This window comes from Terrabacter sp. 2TAF16 (assembly GCF_052115065.1).
Lineage (GTDB): Bacteria > Actinomycetota > Actinomycetes > Actinomycetales > Dermatophilaceae > Terrabacter.
This window is the reverse complement of sequence record NZ_JBFRFZ010000003.1, coordinates 245,728-262,725: the sequence shown is the minus strand read 5'-3', so window position 1 is coordinate 262,725 and position 16,998 is coordinate 245,728. Positions and strand designations below refer to the sequence as shown.

Below are 16,998 nucleotides of genomic sequence, written 5' to 3'. Positions count from 1 at the left end.
CTCGTCGCCCGCGCGCCGCACAGCCGTCACCGCCCCGTCGCCCGAATGTCGCCAGGTCACTGCTCCACCACACGACGCACCGCCGCAGGCGCGGCCCGCTGCGGTCGGCTCGCCGCGACCTCAGGCGAGGCGACCGAGCGCGTCCTCGATGCCGCGGTGGAGCGTCGGGTAGGCGTAGATCATCGAGCGGAGCCGCTCGATGGGGACCTCGCCGTGCACGGCGACGGCGAGCGCGCCGAGCACCTCTCCCCCGGCCGGACCCATCGTCGTGGCGCCGACGAGGACGCCGCGGTCGGCGTCGGCGACGACCTTGATGAGACCGTCCGCCTTGGCGATCCAGCCGCGGGTCGTCTCGCCGAGCTGGGTCACGCCCACCTGGACGTTCGCGAGCTTCTCGCGAGCCTGGGCCTCCGTCAGCCCGACGGCACCGACCTCGGGATCGGTGAACGTCACGCGCGGGAGGGCGGCATACTCGGCCGGTGGGCCGTCGTCGCCGAGGACGTCACGGATGACGACACCCGCCTGGTACATCGAGACGTGCGTGAAGGCGCCCTTGCCGGTGATGTCGCCGACGGCCCAGACGCCGTGGGCGACGCGGCAGCGGTCGTCGACGGGCGCGGTGCGCGAGCCCTTGGCGACGCCGACCGTGTCGAGCCCGACGGCGGCGGGGTCGGCGCGGCGGCCGGTGGCGACGAGGAGCTTCTCAGCCGCCAGCGTCGAGCCGTCGGCGAGCGTGACCGTGAACGTCGAGCCGTCGTGGGTGACCTTCTCGGCGCCGACACCCACGCGGACGGAGATGCCGTCCGCCTCGAGCGCACTCTCGAGGTGGTCGGAGACCTCCGGCTCCTCGAGCGCGAGGATGCGGTCGGCAGCCTCGACGATCGTCACGTCGACGCCGAATCGGGCCATGACCTGGCTCAGCTCGCAGCCGATGGCGCCGCCGCCGAGCACGACGATCGACCCGGGCAGCTCGGTGGCCTCGACGATGTCGTGGTTGGTCCAGTAGGGCGTGTCCGCGAGGCCGTCGACGGGTGGGATCGCAGCAGTCGTGCCGGTGTTGACGACGATGCCCGTCGTCGCCGTGTAGGCGGTGCCGTCGACGTCGACGCGTCCCGGCCCCGCGATGCGGGCCGTGCCGCGGACGAAGGTCGCGCCCTTGCCGGTGAGTCGCTCGACGGCGACCCTGTCGTCCCAGTCGTCGGTGGCCTCCTCGCGGATGCGCGTGGCGACGACCGACCAGTCGGGCAGGACGTCGCCGACCGACCCGGCCAGCCCGTCGACACGACGGGCCTCGGCGAGCGCGTCAGCGGCGCGGATCATCATCTTCGACGGGATGCAGCCCCAGTAGGGGCACTCGCCCCCCACGAGTCTGCGGTCGACGCCGAGCACGCGCAGGCCGCGCTCGGCGAGGCTCCCGGCGACGTGCTCACCGCCCGGTCCGAGCCCGATGACGATGACGTCGAAGGTGTGGTCGGTGTCGGTGGCCATGCCACAGCCTTACCCGCCGGAGCCCCGCTGGGAAGAGCGGGCGTATGCCCTCGGGTCGACGCGCGCTCGCCGGTCGACGGGGCGCGCCGGGAGAAGCGGGCCCGGACCGGGTCCTGGGCGGCCAGCACGCTGCCGACCACGAGGACCATCGCGACGAGGTGCACCGGACCGAAGCGCTCACCGAGGAGTGCGACGCCGAGCAGGACGCCGACCACCGGGTTGACGAGGCCGATGATCGAGGCGGAGGTCGGGCCGAGGATCGCCAGGCCCCGGAACCACAGGACGTAGGCGACGCCGCTGCCGAGGAGACCGAGGTAGACGAGCGCCCCCACGGCGGGCAGGTCGAGGGGCGGTGGCGCGCCCTCGACGACGAGCCCGATCGGCAGGAGGACGAGGCCACCCGCGACGAGCTGCCACGACGTCATGGTGACGACGTCGTCGGTGGGCGCCCACTTCCTCGTGAGGACGAAGCCGCACGACGACAGCACGACGGCGAGGAGCCCGGCCCCGAGACCGACCGGGTCGAGCGGCTTGTCGAGGCCGTTCTGGAGCACGAGCAGCGCGACCCCGACGAGGCCGACCAGCCCGGCCGCCACCGAGACCCGGGCAGGTCGCTGGCCCAGGAGCAACCACGAGACACCCATCGTCACCATGGGGGCGGTCGCGACGAGCGTGGCGCCGAGGCCGCTCGGGAGGCGGTAGGCCGCGAAGAAGAGGAGCGCGTAGAAGAGCCCGATGTTGAGCGAGCCGACGACGAGCGAGCGCCACCACCAGTCGCCCCGGGGCAGGCGCCGGAGCCACAGGAGCATGAGCAGGCCGACGGGCAGGGCTCGCACGGTGGCGGCGAAGAGCGGACGGCCGGGTGGGAGCCACTGCTGCGTGACGGCATACGTGGATCCCCAGATGGCGGCGGGGAGCGCCGTCAGCGCGATGTTCGTCCAGCTCGCTCGATTGCCTTCCATGGAAGGTAAAATACCTTCCGGAGAAGATATATTCCACCCATGGAGCACCACGAGGACCACGCCCAGCACGTCGTCGACCAGTGGGCCGCCGTCCGCCCCGAGCTCGACGTCACCCCGGTGCTCGTCATCGGCCGCCTGCACCGCGTCGCCCTGGCCCTGACGACCGAGCTCGTCAAGGTCTACAACGCGCACGGTCTCGGCGAGGGCGACTTCGACGTGCTCGCCACCCTGCGCCGCACCGGGGAGCCGCACGAGCTGACCCCGACCGAGCTGATGGACCAGACGATGGTGACCTCGGGCGCGGTGACGAAGCGGCTCGACCGGCTCGAGGGCGCCGGGCTCGTCGAGCGCCGGGTCGCAGGCGGCGACCGCCGCAGCCGCATCGTCGTGCTCACCGAGAAGGGGCGCGAGCTCATCGATCGCGCGGCGCCCGAGCACTTCGCCAACGAGGCGCGCCTGCTCGAGCCACTCAGCACGTCGGAGCGCGCCACCCTCGCTCGCCTGCTCGGCAAGCTCGGCGCCTCGCTCGGGGTCTGACGCGGCGTCTGACCCGAGGCCGGATGCCGTGGACGGACGGACGCCCCCGGCCGCGGCGGCCTACGCTCCAACCCCATGACCGTCACGTCGCTGGTGCTGCTCGGCGTCGCCGCGCTGCTCATCGGCTTCGCCAAGACGGCCATCGGCGGGGTCGCGAGCATCTCCATCGCGATCTTCGCCTTCGTGCTGCCGACGAAGGAGTCGACGGCGGCGATCCTGCTGCTGCTCCTCATCGGTGACGTCGTCGCCGTCTGGCACTATCGCCGCGACGCCGACACCGGCCTGCTCAAGCGGCTCATCCCGGCCGTGCTGCCCGGACTCGCCCTCGGCGCCCTCTTCCTCTCGTGGGTCGACGACACGACGCTGCGTCGCGCGATCGGCGGCCTCCTCCTCGTCCTCGCGGCGCTCCAGCTCGTCCTCACGTGGCGCTCCCCCGACACGGCCCGGGTCGGCTCCTCGCGCGCCGCCGCGCTCGGCACGGGGGCGGCCGCGGGCTTCGCGACGATGACGGCGAACGCTGCCGGCCCGGTCATGACGCTCTACCTCGTCGCGCAGGGCGTCGAGAAGCGCCGCTTCCTCGGCACCGGAGCGCTCTTCTTCTTCGGCGTCAACCTCTGCAAGCTGCCCTTCAGCATCGGACTCGGCCTCTTCAGCGTGGAGACCCTTTGGCGCACGGTGCTGCTCGCTCCGCTCGTGCTCGTCGGCACCTGGCTGGGGCTCCACACCGCACGGCGCCTCAGCCAGACCCGCTTCGACCAGCTCGTGCTCGCCGCGACCATCGTCTCGGCACTCGCGCTCGTCGTCCGCTGAGGCTCATCGACGTTCGCCCCGGTTCGCCGCCTAGGGTGCTCGTCATGAGCCGCGCCGCCGACGACCTCGATCTCATCCGCGCCTCCCGACAGGCCTGGGGAGGTCTCGAGACGCTCCACGTGCTCGGTTACTTCGCCGACGACGTGCGCGACGCCTATGTCGCCCTCGGCCTGCACCCGCGCCTCAGCTACTTCGCCGCGCGGTCGGCCGCCTTCGGTGCGGTCGGGCCCGAGGTCCCGACCGCGACGTTCTACGTCTTCGCACCGTGGCTGCATGCCAAGGCCCTGCCCGCGTCGTGGGCGGCGGCGAGCCCCGAGCAGGTGCAGCAGGCCCGTCGCGACGGCATGGCCGTCGTGCTCGACCGCGTCGTCGGCGACACCGACGTCACCGAGCTGCTCGCCCTTTCCCGTACCGTCTGCGCGGGCCTCACGGCCCCCGGCCGCCCGTTGTATGCCGCTCACGCCGGACTCGCGTGGCCGGACGAGCCGCGCCTCGCGCTCTGGCACGCCGCGACCCTCATCCGTGAGCACCGCGGGGACGGCCACGTGGCAGCGCTGCTCCGCGCCGGGCTCGACCCGGTCGAGTCGATCGTCATCGGCGGCCTCTTCTCCGGCAACACCGGCTTCATGCGGTCGAGCCGCGGCTGGTCGGACGACGAGTGGGCGGCCGGCGTCGAGCGGCTCACCGAGCGGGGGCTCGTCGACGGCGATGCGCTCACGGAGGAGGGGCTCGCGTTCCGCAAGGACCTCGAGCGCGAGACGGACCGGATGGCCCTCGAGGGCTGGGCGCACCTGGGGCTCGAGGGCACGCGCCGGGTCGCCGAGCTGGCCGCGCCGCTGCGGGCGGCCGCACTCGGCAGCGGCATCCTCCCCGACTGGATCAGCTCCCGCGGCTGACCTGCCCCCACCGCGGTTCGAGGTGATCCTGCGACGCACGCTGGTGTCGGGATCACCTCGAACCAGCCGGACCCGGCGGTGCCGGGGGTGCCGCGCCGACCGTCAGGGGGTGAAGGCGTCGCGGAAGCGTTTCAGCGCCACCTCGTCGTCGCCTGACGCGAAGCCCTCGAGACCGACCGGACCGGAGTAGCCCATCTCGACGAGGGCGCGCGCGATGGCCGGATAGGCGATCTCGCCGGTGCCGGGCTCCCGACGGCCGGGCACGTCGGCCACCTGGATCTCGCCGATGTGCGGCAGAGCCCGGCGGCAGAGCTCGATGAGGTTCCCCTCGCCGATCTGGGCGTGGTAGAGGTCGAGCATCAGCTTGAGGTGCGGGCTGTCGACGGCCTCGACGAGGGCCAGGCAGTCGGCGGCGGTCGCGAAGGGCACGCCGGGGTGGTCGACGGCAGTGTTGAGGTTCTCGAGCACGAACGTCACGCCCTCGCGCTCCCCCAGCTCGGCGATGCGCCCGAGCGTGCGCTGGGCCGTCAACCACATCGGGCCGGTCGCGACCGGCTCAGGCCGCACGGGCAGGCCGCGGTCGTCGAGGCCGGTGCCGTGGAGGTTGAGCCGCGGGATGCCGAGCCGCTGCGCCACCGGCACCGACTCGGCGGCGGTCGTGAGCAGCTCGTCCGCCCCCTCCGCGTCGCTGAGCCGGCCGCGGACGTAGCCCGTCATCGACGAGTAGACGACCCCTTCGTCACGCAGGGCGACGAGCTCGTCGACGTCGTGGCGCGTCCAGTCCCAGATCTCGACCTGGAAGCCGAGCGCGTGGATGCAGCGCACCCGCTCCGCGAAAGGCAGGTCGAGGTAGACCATCTCGGCGCTCACCGCGAGCGTGAACGGGCTCGCCATCAGGCACCCGCTCCGGTCGCCACGCGGTCGGCGTCGCGGATCGTCACGGTGCCACCGGTCTCGACGGCCTCGACGCAGGCGAGCGCGATCCGCAGCGCGGCACGGGCGTCCTCACCACCGACCTGCGTGGGCCCACCGGTGCGAACCGCGGTGCAGAAGGCGGCGAGCTCGGCGGCATACGCGTCGGTGAAGAGGTCGGTGTCGGCGCGGGCCGTCGGGCTCGCGACCCCGGCCGCGCTCCAGTGCGCCGCGCTGAGGTGGGCCGGGCTGCCGGCGGTGATCATGCCGGCCGAGCCGAAGACCTCAGCGCGCACGTCGTAGCCGTAGGCGGCCGAGAAGCTCGCCTCGGCGACGGCGATCGCGCCGTTGTCGTAGCGGATGGTCACGACGGCGGTGTCGAGCAGGCCCGCGTCCTTGAAGTCGGGTGCGACGAGGGCGTCCGCCATGACGGAGACCTCGACGGCCGTCGCGCCGACGTTGAACCAGTTGAGCGCGTCGAAGTCGTGGATCAGCGTCTGGGTGAAGATCGTCCACGGCGGCACGCCGTCCGGGTCGGCGAGGCCGGGGTCGCGGGTGAGCGAGCGGAGCAGCTGGGGCGTCCCGATGCCCCCGGCGGCGACCGTCTCGTGGGCGGCGGCGAAGTCGCGGGCGAAGCGACGGTTGAAGCCCACCTGCAGGGGTATGCCGGCAGCTCGGGCCGCGGCGACGGCGCGGTCGGCGTCGGCGAGGGTCATCGCCATCGGCTTCTCGACGAAGACGGCCTTGCCGGCCTCCGCAGCCGCGATGACGAGGGCGGCGTGCGCGGTGCTGGCGCACGTGATGGCGACGGCCTCGACCCGCGGGTCGTCGATGAGGGCCTGCGCGTCGGTGAGCCAGTCGACGCCGAGCTCCTCGCCGAGCCGCTCGGCCGCGGCCGCCCGGGGGTCGGCGACGGCGACGAGCTCGGCCTCCCCGAGCCTCCGAGCCAGCGTCGTGGCGTGGTGGGTGCCGATGCGGCCGGCTCCGATGAGACCGATCCGGACCGGGTCGATGCGCGTCATGGGCTGCTCCTTCGCAGATGGTGACTAGAGCGCTCTAGTTCGTGACTCATTGAAGCGCCCCACCGCCACGCCGGTCAAGGGCTAGCCGACATTCATGGAGCGCTCTAGAGTCGCGACGTGGGCAGCGAGAGAGTGACGATGGAGCACGTCGCCGCACGTGCGGGCGTCTCGCGCGCCCTCGTGTCGATCGTCTTCCGCGGTGTCGCCGGCGCGTCCGAGGCGACCCGCGAGCGCGTCCTCGCCGCCGCACGCGAGCTCGACTACCGCCCGGACACCCGCGCCAGCCGCCTGGGCAGCAGCCGCACCCGCACGCTCGGCGTGACGTTCGCCGTCGGGCACGCCTTCCACGGCGACCTGCTGGAGAGCCTCTACACGCACGCCGACGCGGCGGCCTACGAGCTCGTCCTGAGTGGCGTCACGCCGTCACGCTCGGAGGTGGCCGCGGTCGAGACCCTGCTCGCCGAGCGGTGCGAGGGCATCATCCTGCTCGGCAGCAGCCAGGAGACGGCCCAGCTCGAGCGACTCGCCGCACGCCTTCCCGTCGTCAGCGTCCTGCGGCCCGTCCCCGGTGGCGGGGTCGGCGTCGTGCGCACCGACGACGCCGCGGGGCTGCGCCTGTCCGTCGAGCATCTCCGTGGCCTCGGCCACCGACGGGTCGCCTTGCTCGACGGCGGTCGCATCGCGGGCGCGGCCGGGCGGCGACGCGGCTACCGCACGGCGATGCGCCGCTCACCGGCCCTGACCGAGATGGTCCTGCCCGGCGGCGTCAGCGAGCTCGAGGGAGCCCAGGCGGCCCGCGCCTTCCTCGGGCTCGGCGCGCGCGAACGACCCACGGCCGTCGCGGCCTTCAACGACCGCTGCGCGATCGGCTTCGTCGACGTGGTGCGGCAGGCCGGGCTCCACGTGCCCGGTGACGTGTCCGTCGTCGGCTTCGACGACATCACCGAGGCGGGCTACCCGCACGTGGCCCTGACGACGGTGCGCCAGGACGCCGAGCGGCTCGGTGCCGAGACCGTGCGCACCCTCGCCGAACGGCTCGACGGCAGGGCCTCGGCCGGAGGTTCCGGCACGACACGGCCCGCCCCGGTGGTCATCGAGCCCGAGCTGGTCGTGCGTGCCAGCACGGCTCCGGCCACGCGCCGCGGCGTGCGCTCGTGAAGCCGCATGATGTCCTCGGTCGTGACGTCGGGTCGGACGTGCGCGTGCAGTTCACGAGCCTCCGGGGCCGGGTCGTGCGGTCGTTGTCCCTCGGGGGCGACGCGCCCCGCACGACGCCGCTCGTCGTCGTCCTCCCCGGGCTCGGTCTGACGTTCTACACGATCCCGACCGCGCGAGCCCTCGTCGCCCGCGGCCTTGCCTGCACGGTGCTCGACCTGCCCGGCTTCGGTTCCGACCTGCCACGTCCGGCGAGCCCCTCGATCCACGCCGCGGGCCTCACCGCGGCGCGCTGGATCGAGGCCCAGGCCACCGGGCACCCCGTCGTCGTGCTCGGCCACTCGACGGGCGGGCAAGCAGCTCTGACCGCCGCCCTCGCCCTCAGTGCCCGCCGTCGGGACTTCTCGCTCGTGCTCGCCGGGACGACCTTCGCCCCCGAGCAACGCCGCCTGCACCGTCTGGCCCGGGCCACCCCCTTCGCCTACCGCGACGACCGCCTCGACCAGGTCGACGCGATGGAGGTCTACCGGGGTCGCACCGGCATCATCGCGATGCTCCAGTCGGGGATCCACGACGCCCCCGAGGAGCGGATCGCGCACCTGCCCGTACCCGTGACGGTGACCGCGGGGGTGCACGACGCCTTCGTGCCGGTCACGTGGCTCGACCAGCTCGCCTCGTCCGCCGACAGCGCGCCGAGCGTGCGCACGTCACTGCTCGGCGGCTCGCACAACAACCTCTTCACGCACCCGGAGGAGATCGCCGGGCTCGTCGTGCGGGCAGCGGCCGACGCCACGGCCGCGGCCGCCGTCTGAGCCGTCCGGAATGGCAGGGTGGACCCATGCCGACCTACCCGTCCGACGACGGCACCGAGCTCGCCTACCGCACCGAGGGCACCGGCGACCCGCTCGTCGTCTGGCCCGGCGGCCCCGCCCGGGACGCGGCGTACCTCGGGGACCTCGGCGGACTCGCGCGAGTGGCCGGGCGCACGCTCGTCGTCCCGGACCCACGCGGCACCGGCGACTCCCCGGACCCGGCCGACCCGACGGCATACGGCCCGTCGCGGCTCGCCGACGACCTCGACGCGCTCCGCGCCCACCTCGGGCTCGAGCGCATCGACCTCCTCGGCCATTCCGCCGGGGCATCCGTGTGCCTGCTGTATGCCGCACGCCACCCTGCACGCGTCGGTCGCCTCGTGCTCGTCGCCCCCGGCACCTCGGCGGTGGGCCTCGACATCAGCGAGGACGACTGGGAGGAGCGCGTCGCGCTGCGCTCCGGCGAGCCGTGGTTCGCGGCGGCCAGGGTCGCCCTCGACTCCGACGACGACTCCCCGGCGACGCGGCAGGCGATGTCGCCCTTCCTCTACGGGCCGTGGACCGAGGCCGCACGGCGGCACGCCGCGACGGACGAGGCCCAGCGCAACCGCGGGGGCACCCGGGCCTTCCGCGCCGAAGCCGTCGACACGGCCACGACGCGGGCGGCACTCAGGTCACTGACCGCCCCGGTGCGCGTCATCGTCGGCGAGCTCGACCTCATGCCGGGCCCGGAGGTCGGCGCGGAGCTCGCCGCGCTCTTCGTCGACGGCCGCTCCGTCGTGCAGCCCGGCGCCGGCCACTTCCCCTGGGTGGACGACCCGGGCCGCTTCGCGCGCCTGGTGTCGGCCGCGCTGGAGGACTGAGGAGCGTCAGCCCGGGACGGGGTCGCGGCCCTGCCACGTGCAGACGCACGCCTCGTTGCCCTCGGGGTCGGCGAGGATCCAGAAGGCCGGGGCCCTCGAGTCGGACACGAGGTGTCCGCCGGCGGCCAGTGCCCGCCCGATGCGTCCGGGCGCCTCGTCGTGGGCGACGGTGACGTCGAGATGGATCCGGTTGCGTTGCGGCCGAGGCTCGTCCATCTGCTGGAACCACACGGCCGGGCCCAGGCGGAGCGGGTCCTGCACGTCGTCGCGGGCGATGACGTCCCACCCGAGCACGGCGTCCCAGAAGGGCCGGACGGCGTCGATGTCCATGGCGTCGATGGCGATCTCGACGACCGTGAGGGTCCCTGGTTGCGAGGTCAGCCCCATCTCGGCGACCACGGCGTCGACGGCCCGGCCGACCGCGATGTCGGCGTCGCTGACGCCACCGGCCGGCTCGGTCGACACGGCGAGGTGCACGAGGGCGCCGCGGACGTCGAGGTCGGGCTGCCGGCCCAGGGGCGCCGCCACGGCGCCGACCCGCGCGACGAAGTCGAAGGCTGTCGCGACGTCGGGCGCCTGCACCGTGAGGTGCATCCGCTGGAGCAGGAACCGCCACGTGGGGAGGGCGTCGGACGCCGCCTGTCGGGTCAGCTTGTCGGCCATGACCCGACCGTAGTCCGCCGCACCGACGCCCCGGCCCTCACGGCTCGCGTATGCCGCCGCGCCGGGTCGACCTGTCACCGCGCGGCGCCGTCGTGCCGCGGACCACGAGCTGCGGCTCGAGGACGAGCTCGACGGGCTCGGTGCGCCCCTCGTCGAGGCGCTGTGTCGCTGCCTCGACCGCAGCTGTCGCCATCGCCTCGGGGATCTGGCTGACGCTCGTGAGGTCGACGGTCGCGAGCCGCGCGATGAGGCTGTCGTCGTAGCCGACGACCGAGACGTCCCCCGGCACGTCGACACCGTCGCGCCGCAGGCGGTCGAGGAGGCCGAGCGCGGCCCGGTCGTTGAACGCGACGACGGCGGACGGCATACGCACGCGTCCACGGGCCGCCCGACCGTCGGCGGGCCCCGGTTCACGGCCCTTCGACGGTTCAGAGGGGAGGTGGAGGGCTGCGGCCGCGCGGGCGCCGGACTCCTCGTCTCCCCCGCCGTCGACGACGACGGCCGCGTCCGCGAGACCGAGGCGCTTCATGGCGCTGCGGTAGCCCTGTCGGCGCAGCGTGGCGATCGGCCCGCGCGGCCCGTCGACGAAGGCGATGTCGCGGTGACCCAGCCCGACGAGGTGCTCGACGGCGAGGCCGACGCCGACGTCGTCGGCCGCGCGCACGACGTCGATGCCGGCCGCCTGCGCCCGGCGGCCGATGGCCACGACGTGGTGCTCCTCGGCCAGCGCCGCGAGCTCGGCGTCGGGCAGCCGGGGACCGAGCAGCAGCAAGGCCTCGCAGCGGAAGTCGAGGAGCGACTCGACGGCGCGGCGCTCGTCGCGGGTGCGCGTCAGCGGGCTGACGACGATGTCGTAGCCGCGCTCGTCGGCGGCGGCCTGGAGGTCTTCGAGCAGCTCGGCGTGGAAGGTGCTGCTGACGTCCATCGTCACGCCGAGCAGCTGCGTGCGCCGCCGGGCTAGGAGGCTCGCGGTGCGGTCGGCGCGGTAGCCGAGCTCGCGGGCGGCGTCGAGGACGGCCTCGCGCGTCGCGGCACCCGGACCCGGGCGTCCACGCAGGACGAGGGACGCCGAGGCGGTGCTGACACCGGCCCGGGAGGCGACGTCCTCGAGGCGGGGGCGCGCGGGGCGGGACGGCATACGGCTCCTTCGGGTGGCGGCTCGGTGGCGGCGTCGGGAGGGACTCAGGACAGATTGTCAGAACAAAGTGTTGACAGGCGCGGGCGGCGCTCCGCACACTGGAGCCATCGTAACTTAAAGCGCTTTAAACCGCTCGTTGCGCCACCCTGACCGAGATGTCCAGAGAGGTACATCCCATGACGCAGTCACCCATCGGCGTCGCCGTCATCGGCGCCGGCATGGCGGGACGGGCGCACTGCGCCGGCTACCGCACCGCCCCCACGCTCTTCGACCCGCCGCTGCCGCCCATCCGGCATGCCGCCGTCATCGACGCGGACGAAGCCGTCGCCAAGGACGCTGCTGCCCGCTACGGGTACGAACGCCACGGCACCGACTGGCGCGAGCTGCTGACGGCCGACGACGTCCAGGCCGTCAGCGTCGTCGTCGCCAACCACCTGCACGGCGAGATCGTCGAGGCCCTCCTCGACGCCGGCAAGCACCTGCTCTGCGAGAAGCCGATCGCGGCGAGCATCGACGACGCCCGGGCCATGATCGCCGCCGCCGAGAAGCACCCGGACCTCGCGACCGGCACGGCCTTCGTCTACCGCCGCCAGCCCGCCGTCGCCGCGATCCGCGACCTGCTGCGCGACGAGCTCGGCGAGGTGAGTCACTTCAACGGCCGCTACTGGTGCGACTACGCCCGCAGCACCGAGACCCCGATGGCGTGGCGCTACAAGGGCGGCCCCGGCACCGGAGCCCTCGCCGACATCGGCAGCCACCTCATCGACCTCGCCGAGTTCCTCTGCGGGCCCATGGACTCCGTGAGCGGCGCGACGTTCACGACGAAGGTCACGGAGCGCGCCGTGCCGCTCGGCACGACCTACGGCCACGCCAGGGCCGAGCTGTCCGACGTGCGCGAGCCGGTCGAGAACGACGACGTCGCGACCTTCACCGCGCACTTCGAGTCCGGCGCCGTCGGCACCTTCTCGATCTCGCGCATCGCGCCGGGCCACGCGAACTCGCTCGCCTTCGACCTCATGGCCGAGCACGGCGCCGCGAAGTGGGACATGGACCGACCCGCCGAGTTCTCGGTCATCCGCAAGCTGCGCGACGACGGCCTCGACGGCTACAACCAGGTGCTCGCCGGCCCGGCCCACCCCTACGTCAAGGGCGGCCTGCCGATGGACTTCCCCGGCGTCTCCTTCGGTGTCGGCGACCTCTTCGGCTACCAGTGCCGCGCCTTCCTCGAGCAGGTCGCCGGCATCGAGGGTCTGCCGCCCGTCGCGACCTTCGAGGACGGCCTGCGCGACCTCACCATCATCGACGCGGTCACCCGCTCGGCCGCGGCCGACGGAGCGTCCGTCTCGCTCGCCTGACACGCGCTCGAACCCCTCACCACCCCCGAAACTTTCGAAAGGTTCGACCATGCAGCTCGGCGCCTACAACGCCTGCCTCGGCGACAAGCCCCTCGGCGAGGCCCTCGACATGATCGCGAGCCTCGGGCTCACGAGCGTCGAGATCAACTCCGGCGGCTTCCTGCCGCCCATCCACCTGCCCGTCGACGACCTCCGGGCGAGCGAGCAGGCCAGGCAGGACTACCTCGGCGAGTTCAGCTCGCGCGGCCTGACCCTGACCGCCCTCAACTGCAACGGCAACCCGCTGCACCCGGCCGCCGGCTTCCCGCACTCTCAGGACCTCATCGACTCGATCGAGCTCGCCGCGCTCCTCGGCGTCCCGCGCGTCATCACGATGTCCGGAGCTCCGGGCGGCGAGCCAGGCACCTCTGTCCCCGTGTGGAACCCGCTCCCGTGGTGGAGCCCCTTCCTCGACGTGCAGGACCACCAGTGGAGCGTCGCCGTGCCCTACTGGAAGGACATCCAGGCCCGGGCCGCCGCGGCGGACGTCCGCGTCGCCATCGAGATGCACCCGGGCAACATCGTCTTCAACCCGCGCACCCTGCACCGCCTCGTCGAGGAGACCGGAGCGACCCACGTCGGCGCCGAGATGGACCCGAGCCACCTCTTCTGGCAGGGCATCGACCCCGTCCTCGCCGTGGCCGACCTCGGCGAGCTCGTCTTCGTCGCCGCGGCCAAGGACACGCGCATCAACGACGCCGCGAAGGTCAACGGCGTCATCGACGACTCCTTCTACCGCGTCGCCCAGGGCGAGCCCGGCTACCTTCCGCTGGGTGGCGGCACGACCCTGAGCGGCTGGCCCAAGAGCCCCTCGTGGGACTTCGTCGCCGTCGGCCGCGGGCACGACACGGCCTACTGGACCGAGTTCCTCCGCGCCCTGCACAAGGTCGACCCCGACATGCCCGTCAACATCGAGCACGAGGACCAGGAGCTCGACCAGCTCGAGGGGCTGCGCTTCGCCGCCAACACCCTCATCGAGGCCGCGAAGGGCATCTGACGCCGCGCCGCCGCCCGGTTGAGGTAGGCGCGCCGCAGATTCTGCGGCGGCGATACCTCAACCGGGCGATCGGTGAGCGGCCCGTCAGTTCTGGCGGTCGCCGTTCCAGCTGATCTCCCACGTCGTGTTGTCGCCGTGCTGCTGGGTCCAGAACGTCCGCCAGGAGGTCGACGTCGTGGGCTGGGGCAGCTTGGCGCCGAGGAGACCGCCGACCGTCGGGTCGCCGTCGGAGACGTGGATGCCGGTGATCTCGTTGTCGCCGTCGTTGTACGACGGGCCGCTCATCGAGTCGAACGTCGCGGACGCGTCGCGGCCTTCCGCCAGGAAGCGGACCGGCCTCGGAGCGCGACCCCGCCCGGCGGCATACGCCCCCTCCTGCTCGCGGCCTTCGGCGAGGTTGAAGACGTAGCCGGAGTCGAGCGCGTTGCGCTGGGTGTGCAGGCCGTCGCCGGCGTCCTCGACGACGAGCAGGTCGTCCTTCGTCGCGAAGGTGATGTTGTCGAAGCCGGTGTGCTCGACGTCGCCGAGCGCGGCGATCGAGATGCGACCGGTGTCGGAGGTCGAGCTCGCCTGCGAGATGCGGAAGACGCCGCCGTACGCGCCGGGGAGGGTGCTCGAGGTGCTCGTGTCACCCGTCTCGGTGAAGTAGAACTCCTTGAATCCCGTGCCGGGCCGGAAGACGCCGTTCTCGGGGCGCTTGAGCGGCGTCGCGTTCGCTGCCTTGGCGGCGGCGGTGGCGTCGAACGCCTCGGTCGTGCCGGTGTGGATGGTGACCCACGCCGTCGCGAAGGACGAGCCGTACGTGTGCAGCGCACCGATGAACGGGTCCGACGGGTTGGACTGGAGCTGCGACGTCGTGGCCGGCGTGCCGTCGGCGCGCCTGATCTGCAACGCCTGGAGGGTGCCGCCCCGGGTGAGGTCGCTCTTGTCGTTCGGCACGAAGCGGTAGACGAAGCTGTTGGGCACCTTGCCGCCGCTCGCCCCGGCACCGCCGATGTCCTCGAGCATCCAGACGTTGCCGGCAGCGTCGTTCTGGATGCCCTCGAAGCCACCGGAGCCCAGCGCCGCGAGCCGCGTCGCCCTGCCTCCGTCGACCGGGTCGCCGCTCGCGTCGAGACTGACGGCGAACACGCCGCCCTTGGGTGCGCTCGACTCGGCCGTGAGGAGGAGCTGGCGGGTGAACGGGTCCCAGGTGATGCCGTCGATCGTCGGGTAGGCGTTGCCCGCGACGTCGGTGTCGGAGATCAACGTGACCCGCTTGAGGGGATCGGTCTCGTCGAGGTTGATGCGCGTGACGTAGCCGCGCGGACCGATCTCGTGGCCCTGGTAGAGGTAGTGCCTGCCGCCGAGGACGAGGTAGACGTTCTTGTCGGGCTCGGTCTTGTGGGCCTCGTTCTTCGTCTGCGTCAGAGGCGCACCGTCGAGGGTGTTGAAGCCGTAGTGGGTCACGCCGTTGGCGGTGTCGGGGTTCGTCAGCGGCAGGTTGCCCCAGGCGACGGACGTCTGCCTGGCCGACGGGGTGAGGACGTTGTTCTGCACGCCGAACTTCGGGTTGGCGTGCGGCACGCCCACGACGGGCAGGCCGCCGTGGGCGTCGGCGGAGGAGCCGCCGAGGGCGAAGGCGGCGGCTGCGGCGAGGGTGCCGACGAGCCCCGCCTTGACGATGGTGGGAGTGTGCACGGAGAAGCCTCTCGTGGGCCCCGGGGTGAGTGCCCGGGGTGGGTGAGCTGAGACCGCTCCACACTTTCGGCGGAGTCTGGGAGAACCCTTCGGATCCCGTGAACGGCGTGGAAGATCGCGCCGACGAGCCGGTGAAGTCTCGACGACCGGCCGGACGCGGCCACTGGCGGACGGGGTACGTGTCTGGGGATGGCCTGCTCGGGGAGCGCGACACAGGCCGACGCCATGTCCCCGCACGCATCGCCGCGTGCCGCCGAAAGCCGAGACCCCGATGGCCCTCGAGACCCAGCTGCGCCAGCGACGCCCCTACCGCGGCGCGCACCTCGTCACCCGCCTCGTCGGGCCGGCGACGATCGGCGCCCTCGTCGTCGCCTTCGCGCTGCTCTGGCTGCTGGCCCGACCAGTCGGCGACGCGGGCCAGTTCATCGGTCAGCTCATCGGCGCGGAGGGGGTCCTGCTCCTGTCGGTCGGCCTCGTCCTCATCAGCACACTGCGCTGGGTCGAGCAGTTCTTCGACGGCGTCGACAAGGCCGCGGTGTGGCACCGCCGGGTCGCGATGGCGGGCACGGCCCTCATCGGCGTGCACATCGCGTCGACGGGCAACCCCAACCCCACCCAGCTCGGTCCGACCATGGGCACGATCGGCATCGTCGGGCTCGCGACCCTCACCGTGTGGGCCATCGCCCCGCGTTGGCGCTCCATCACACCGCGACCGGCGCGCCCGCTCGTGGAGCGTTTCATGGCGGCGCCACCGATCCGGTTCGTCGGCAGGTGGATCGGCCGCTACGGGCTCTGGCGCGGCTTCCATCGCCTGACCGGGATCTTTCTGGGACTCGGGTTCGTCCACGGCCTCATGGACGCGACCGTCTTCGGCTCGCAGCTGCTGCGGTGGTCCTATGTCGCGGTCGGTGGCGTCGGTCTCGCCTTCTACCTCTACCGCGAGCTGCTGGCCCGACGTGTCGCCCGGACCCATGACTACGAGGTGTCGTCGGTGGCGCCCATCGACGACGCGTCGTACGAGATCTGGCTGCGTCCGCTCGGTGACCGCTTCGCCTTCCGCCCCGGCCAGTTCGCCCTCGTCAACCTCGAGGCCCGCGACCGCTGGCACCGCCACCCCTTCACGATCGCCAGCGGCCCGCAGGAGAAGGAGGTCCGGATCACGGTCCGCGCCCTCGGCGACTTCACGTCGAGCATCGGCGATCTCGTCGCGCCGGGCATGCCGGCCGTCATCAGCAGCCCACAGGGGCATTTCGACTTCACGCGGGGCACCGAGCACCAGGTGTGGGTCGCGGGCGGGATCGGGGTCTCGCCGATGCTCAGCTGGCTCCGCTCCGTCAGGCCCGGGGAGCTGCCGCACCGCGTCGACTTCTTCTACACGGCGCGAGGTCCGGCGCCTCTCGCCGACGAGGTCGCGCACCTGGTCGGCCACCACGAGGAGCTGCACCTCCACCTCGTCGACACCGAGACCGACCCGCGGCTCACGGTCGAGCAGGTGCTCGCGACGGTGGGCGCCGAGCCTCGCCTCCTCTCGGCCTTCCTCTGTGGACCGGAGCAGATGGTGAGCACGCTCCAGCGCGGGCTCGTGCGCGCTGGTGTCGGCCCGGCCAACGTCCACCGCGAGTTCTACAACCTGCGCTGAGCGCGCCCGAGCCTCCCTCGGTCGAGGTGC

General features: G+C 72.9%; 15 protein-coding genes and 1 pseudogene. 9 read left to right on the top strand and 7 right to left on the bottom strand.

What is annotated here, in order from left to right; translation table 11 throughout:
* Positions 1-120: 120 nt before the first annotated feature.
* The gene (locus tag AB4Z14_RS05080; protein ID WP_442274249.1) at positions 121-1,488 is read right to left on the bottom strand and encodes a dihydrolipoyl dehydrogenase family protein; all 1,368 of its coding nucleotides are present in this window, start codon (positions 1,486-1,488) and stop codon (positions 121-123) included.
* 134 nt (positions 1,489-1,622) lie between these two features.
* A pseudogene (locus AB4Z14_RS05075) lies at positions 1,623-2,450 on the bottom strand (DMT family transporter); the annotation flags it as partial.
* A 39-nt stretch (positions 2,451-2,489) separates the two neighbouring features.
* On the opposite strand from AB4Z14_RS05075, the gene AB4Z14_RS05070 reads away from it, so the two are divergent.
* The 3 genes from AB4Z14_RS05070 to AB4Z14_RS05060 all read left to right on the top strand — a co-directional run bounded on the left by AB4Z14_RS05070 (position 2,490) and on the right by AB4Z14_RS05060 (position 4,693).
* A complete protein-coding gene (locus AB4Z14_RS05070; protein ID WP_056774616.1) occupies positions 2,490-2,987 on the top strand; it encodes a MarR family winged helix-turn-helix transcriptional regulator in 498 nt (165 codons plus the stop codon).
* Positions 2,988-3,062: 75 nt separating this feature from the next.
* On the top strand, positions 3,063-3,797 hold the full coding sequence (locus tag AB4Z14_RS05065; RefSeq protein ID WP_056774618.1) for a sulfite exporter TauE/SafE family protein: 735 nt from the start codon (positions 3,063-3,065) through the stop codon (positions 3,795-3,797).
* A gap of 44 nt (positions 3,798-3,841) precedes the next feature.
* Positions 3,842-4,693, top strand: a complete 852-nt coding sequence (locus AB4Z14_RS05060; RefSeq protein WP_442274248.1) for an SCO6745 family protein — start codon at positions 3,842-3,844, stop codon at positions 4,691-4,693.
* Positions 4,694-4,795: 102 nt separating this feature from the next.
* Here AB4Z14_RS05060 and AB4Z14_RS05055 read toward each other — a convergent pair whose 3' ends face one another.
* Entirely contained in the window at positions 4,796-5,587 is a 792-nt protein-coding gene (locus AB4Z14_RS05055) for a TIM barrel protein (RefSeq protein WP_442274247.1), read from the bottom strand.
* The gene (locus tag AB4Z14_RS05050) at positions 5,587-6,627 is read right to left on the bottom strand and encodes a Gfo/Idh/MocA family oxidoreductase (RefSeq protein WP_442274246.1); all 1,041 of its coding nucleotides are present in this window, start codon (positions 6,625-6,627) and stop codon (positions 5,587-5,589) included. Before AB4Z14_RS05050 ends, AB4Z14_RS05055 begins: the two co-directional genes overlap by 1 nt.
* 117 nt (positions 6,628-6,744) lie before the next feature.
* On the opposite strand from AB4Z14_RS05050, the gene AB4Z14_RS05045 reads away from it, so the two are divergent.
* From AB4Z14_RS05045 to AB4Z14_RS05035, 3 genes are read left to right on the top strand one after another with little or no spacing between them, the layout of a single operon-like run.
* Positions 6,745-7,785, top strand: coding sequence for a LacI family DNA-binding transcriptional regulator (locus AB4Z14_RS05045; protein ID WP_442274245.1), 1,041 nt, complete (start codon positions 6,745-6,747; stop codon positions 7,783-7,785).
* Positions 7,782-8,594, top strand: coding sequence for an alpha/beta fold hydrolase (locus tag AB4Z14_RS05040; protein ID WP_442274244.1), 813 nt, complete (start codon positions 7,782-7,784; stop codon positions 8,592-8,594). Before AB4Z14_RS05045 ends, AB4Z14_RS05040 begins: the two co-directional genes overlap by 4 nt.
* Positions 8,595-8,620: 26 nt before the next feature.
* The gene (locus AB4Z14_RS05035; RefSeq protein ID WP_442274243.1) at positions 8,621-9,457 is read left to right on the top strand and encodes an alpha/beta fold hydrolase; all 837 of its coding nucleotides are present in this window, start codon (positions 8,621-8,623) and stop codon (positions 9,455-9,457) included.
* A gap of 6 nt (positions 9,458-9,463) precedes the next feature.
* Here AB4Z14_RS05035 and AB4Z14_RS05030 read toward each other — a convergent pair whose 3' ends face one another.
* Together AB4Z14_RS05030 and AB4Z14_RS05025 are read right to left on the bottom strand one after the other, a co-directional pair.
* A complete protein-coding gene (locus tag AB4Z14_RS05030) occupies positions 9,464-10,120 on the bottom strand; it encodes a VOC family protein (protein ID WP_442274242.1) in 657 nt (218 codons plus the stop codon).
* Positions 10,121-10,157: 37 nt separating this feature from the next.
* A complete protein-coding gene (locus AB4Z14_RS05025) occupies positions 10,158-11,258 on the bottom strand; it encodes a LacI family DNA-binding transcriptional regulator (protein WP_442274241.1) in 1,101 nt (366 codons plus the stop codon).
* 176 nt (positions 11,259-11,434) lie between these two features.
* Here AB4Z14_RS05025 and AB4Z14_RS05020 point away from each other — a divergent pair, with 176 nt between their 5' ends.
* Both AB4Z14_RS05020 and AB4Z14_RS05015 read left to right on the top strand, forming a co-directional pair.
* Positions 11,435-12,613 (top strand): Gfo/Idh/MocA family protein, encoded by a 1,179-nt coding sequence (locus tag AB4Z14_RS05020; RefSeq protein ID WP_442274240.1) that lies wholly within the window; start codon positions 11,435-11,437, stop codon positions 12,611-12,613.
* 49 nt (positions 12,614-12,662) lie between these two features.
* Complete coding sequence (locus AB4Z14_RS05015) at positions 12,663-13,649, top strand: sugar phosphate isomerase/epimerase family protein (RefSeq protein WP_442274239.1); 987 nt, start codon at positions 12,663-12,665, stop codon at positions 13,647-13,649.
* A gap of 84 nt (positions 13,650-13,733) precedes the next feature.
* Here the strand turns inward: AB4Z14_RS05015 and AB4Z14_RS05010 are convergent, their stop codons facing one another.
* Positions 13,734-15,329, bottom strand: a complete 1,596-nt coding sequence (locus AB4Z14_RS05010; protein ID WP_442274238.1) for an alkaline phosphatase PhoX — start codon at positions 15,327-15,329, stop codon at positions 13,734-13,736.
* A gap of 247 nt (positions 15,330-15,576) precedes the next feature.
* Between AB4Z14_RS05010 and AB4Z14_RS05005 the strand changes: the two genes are divergently transcribed.
* Positions 15,577-16,968, top strand: a complete 1,392-nt coding sequence (locus AB4Z14_RS05005; protein WP_442274237.1) for a ferredoxin reductase family protein — start codon at positions 15,577-15,579, stop codon at positions 16,966-16,968.
* Positions 16,969-16,998 lie beyond the last annotated feature (30 nt).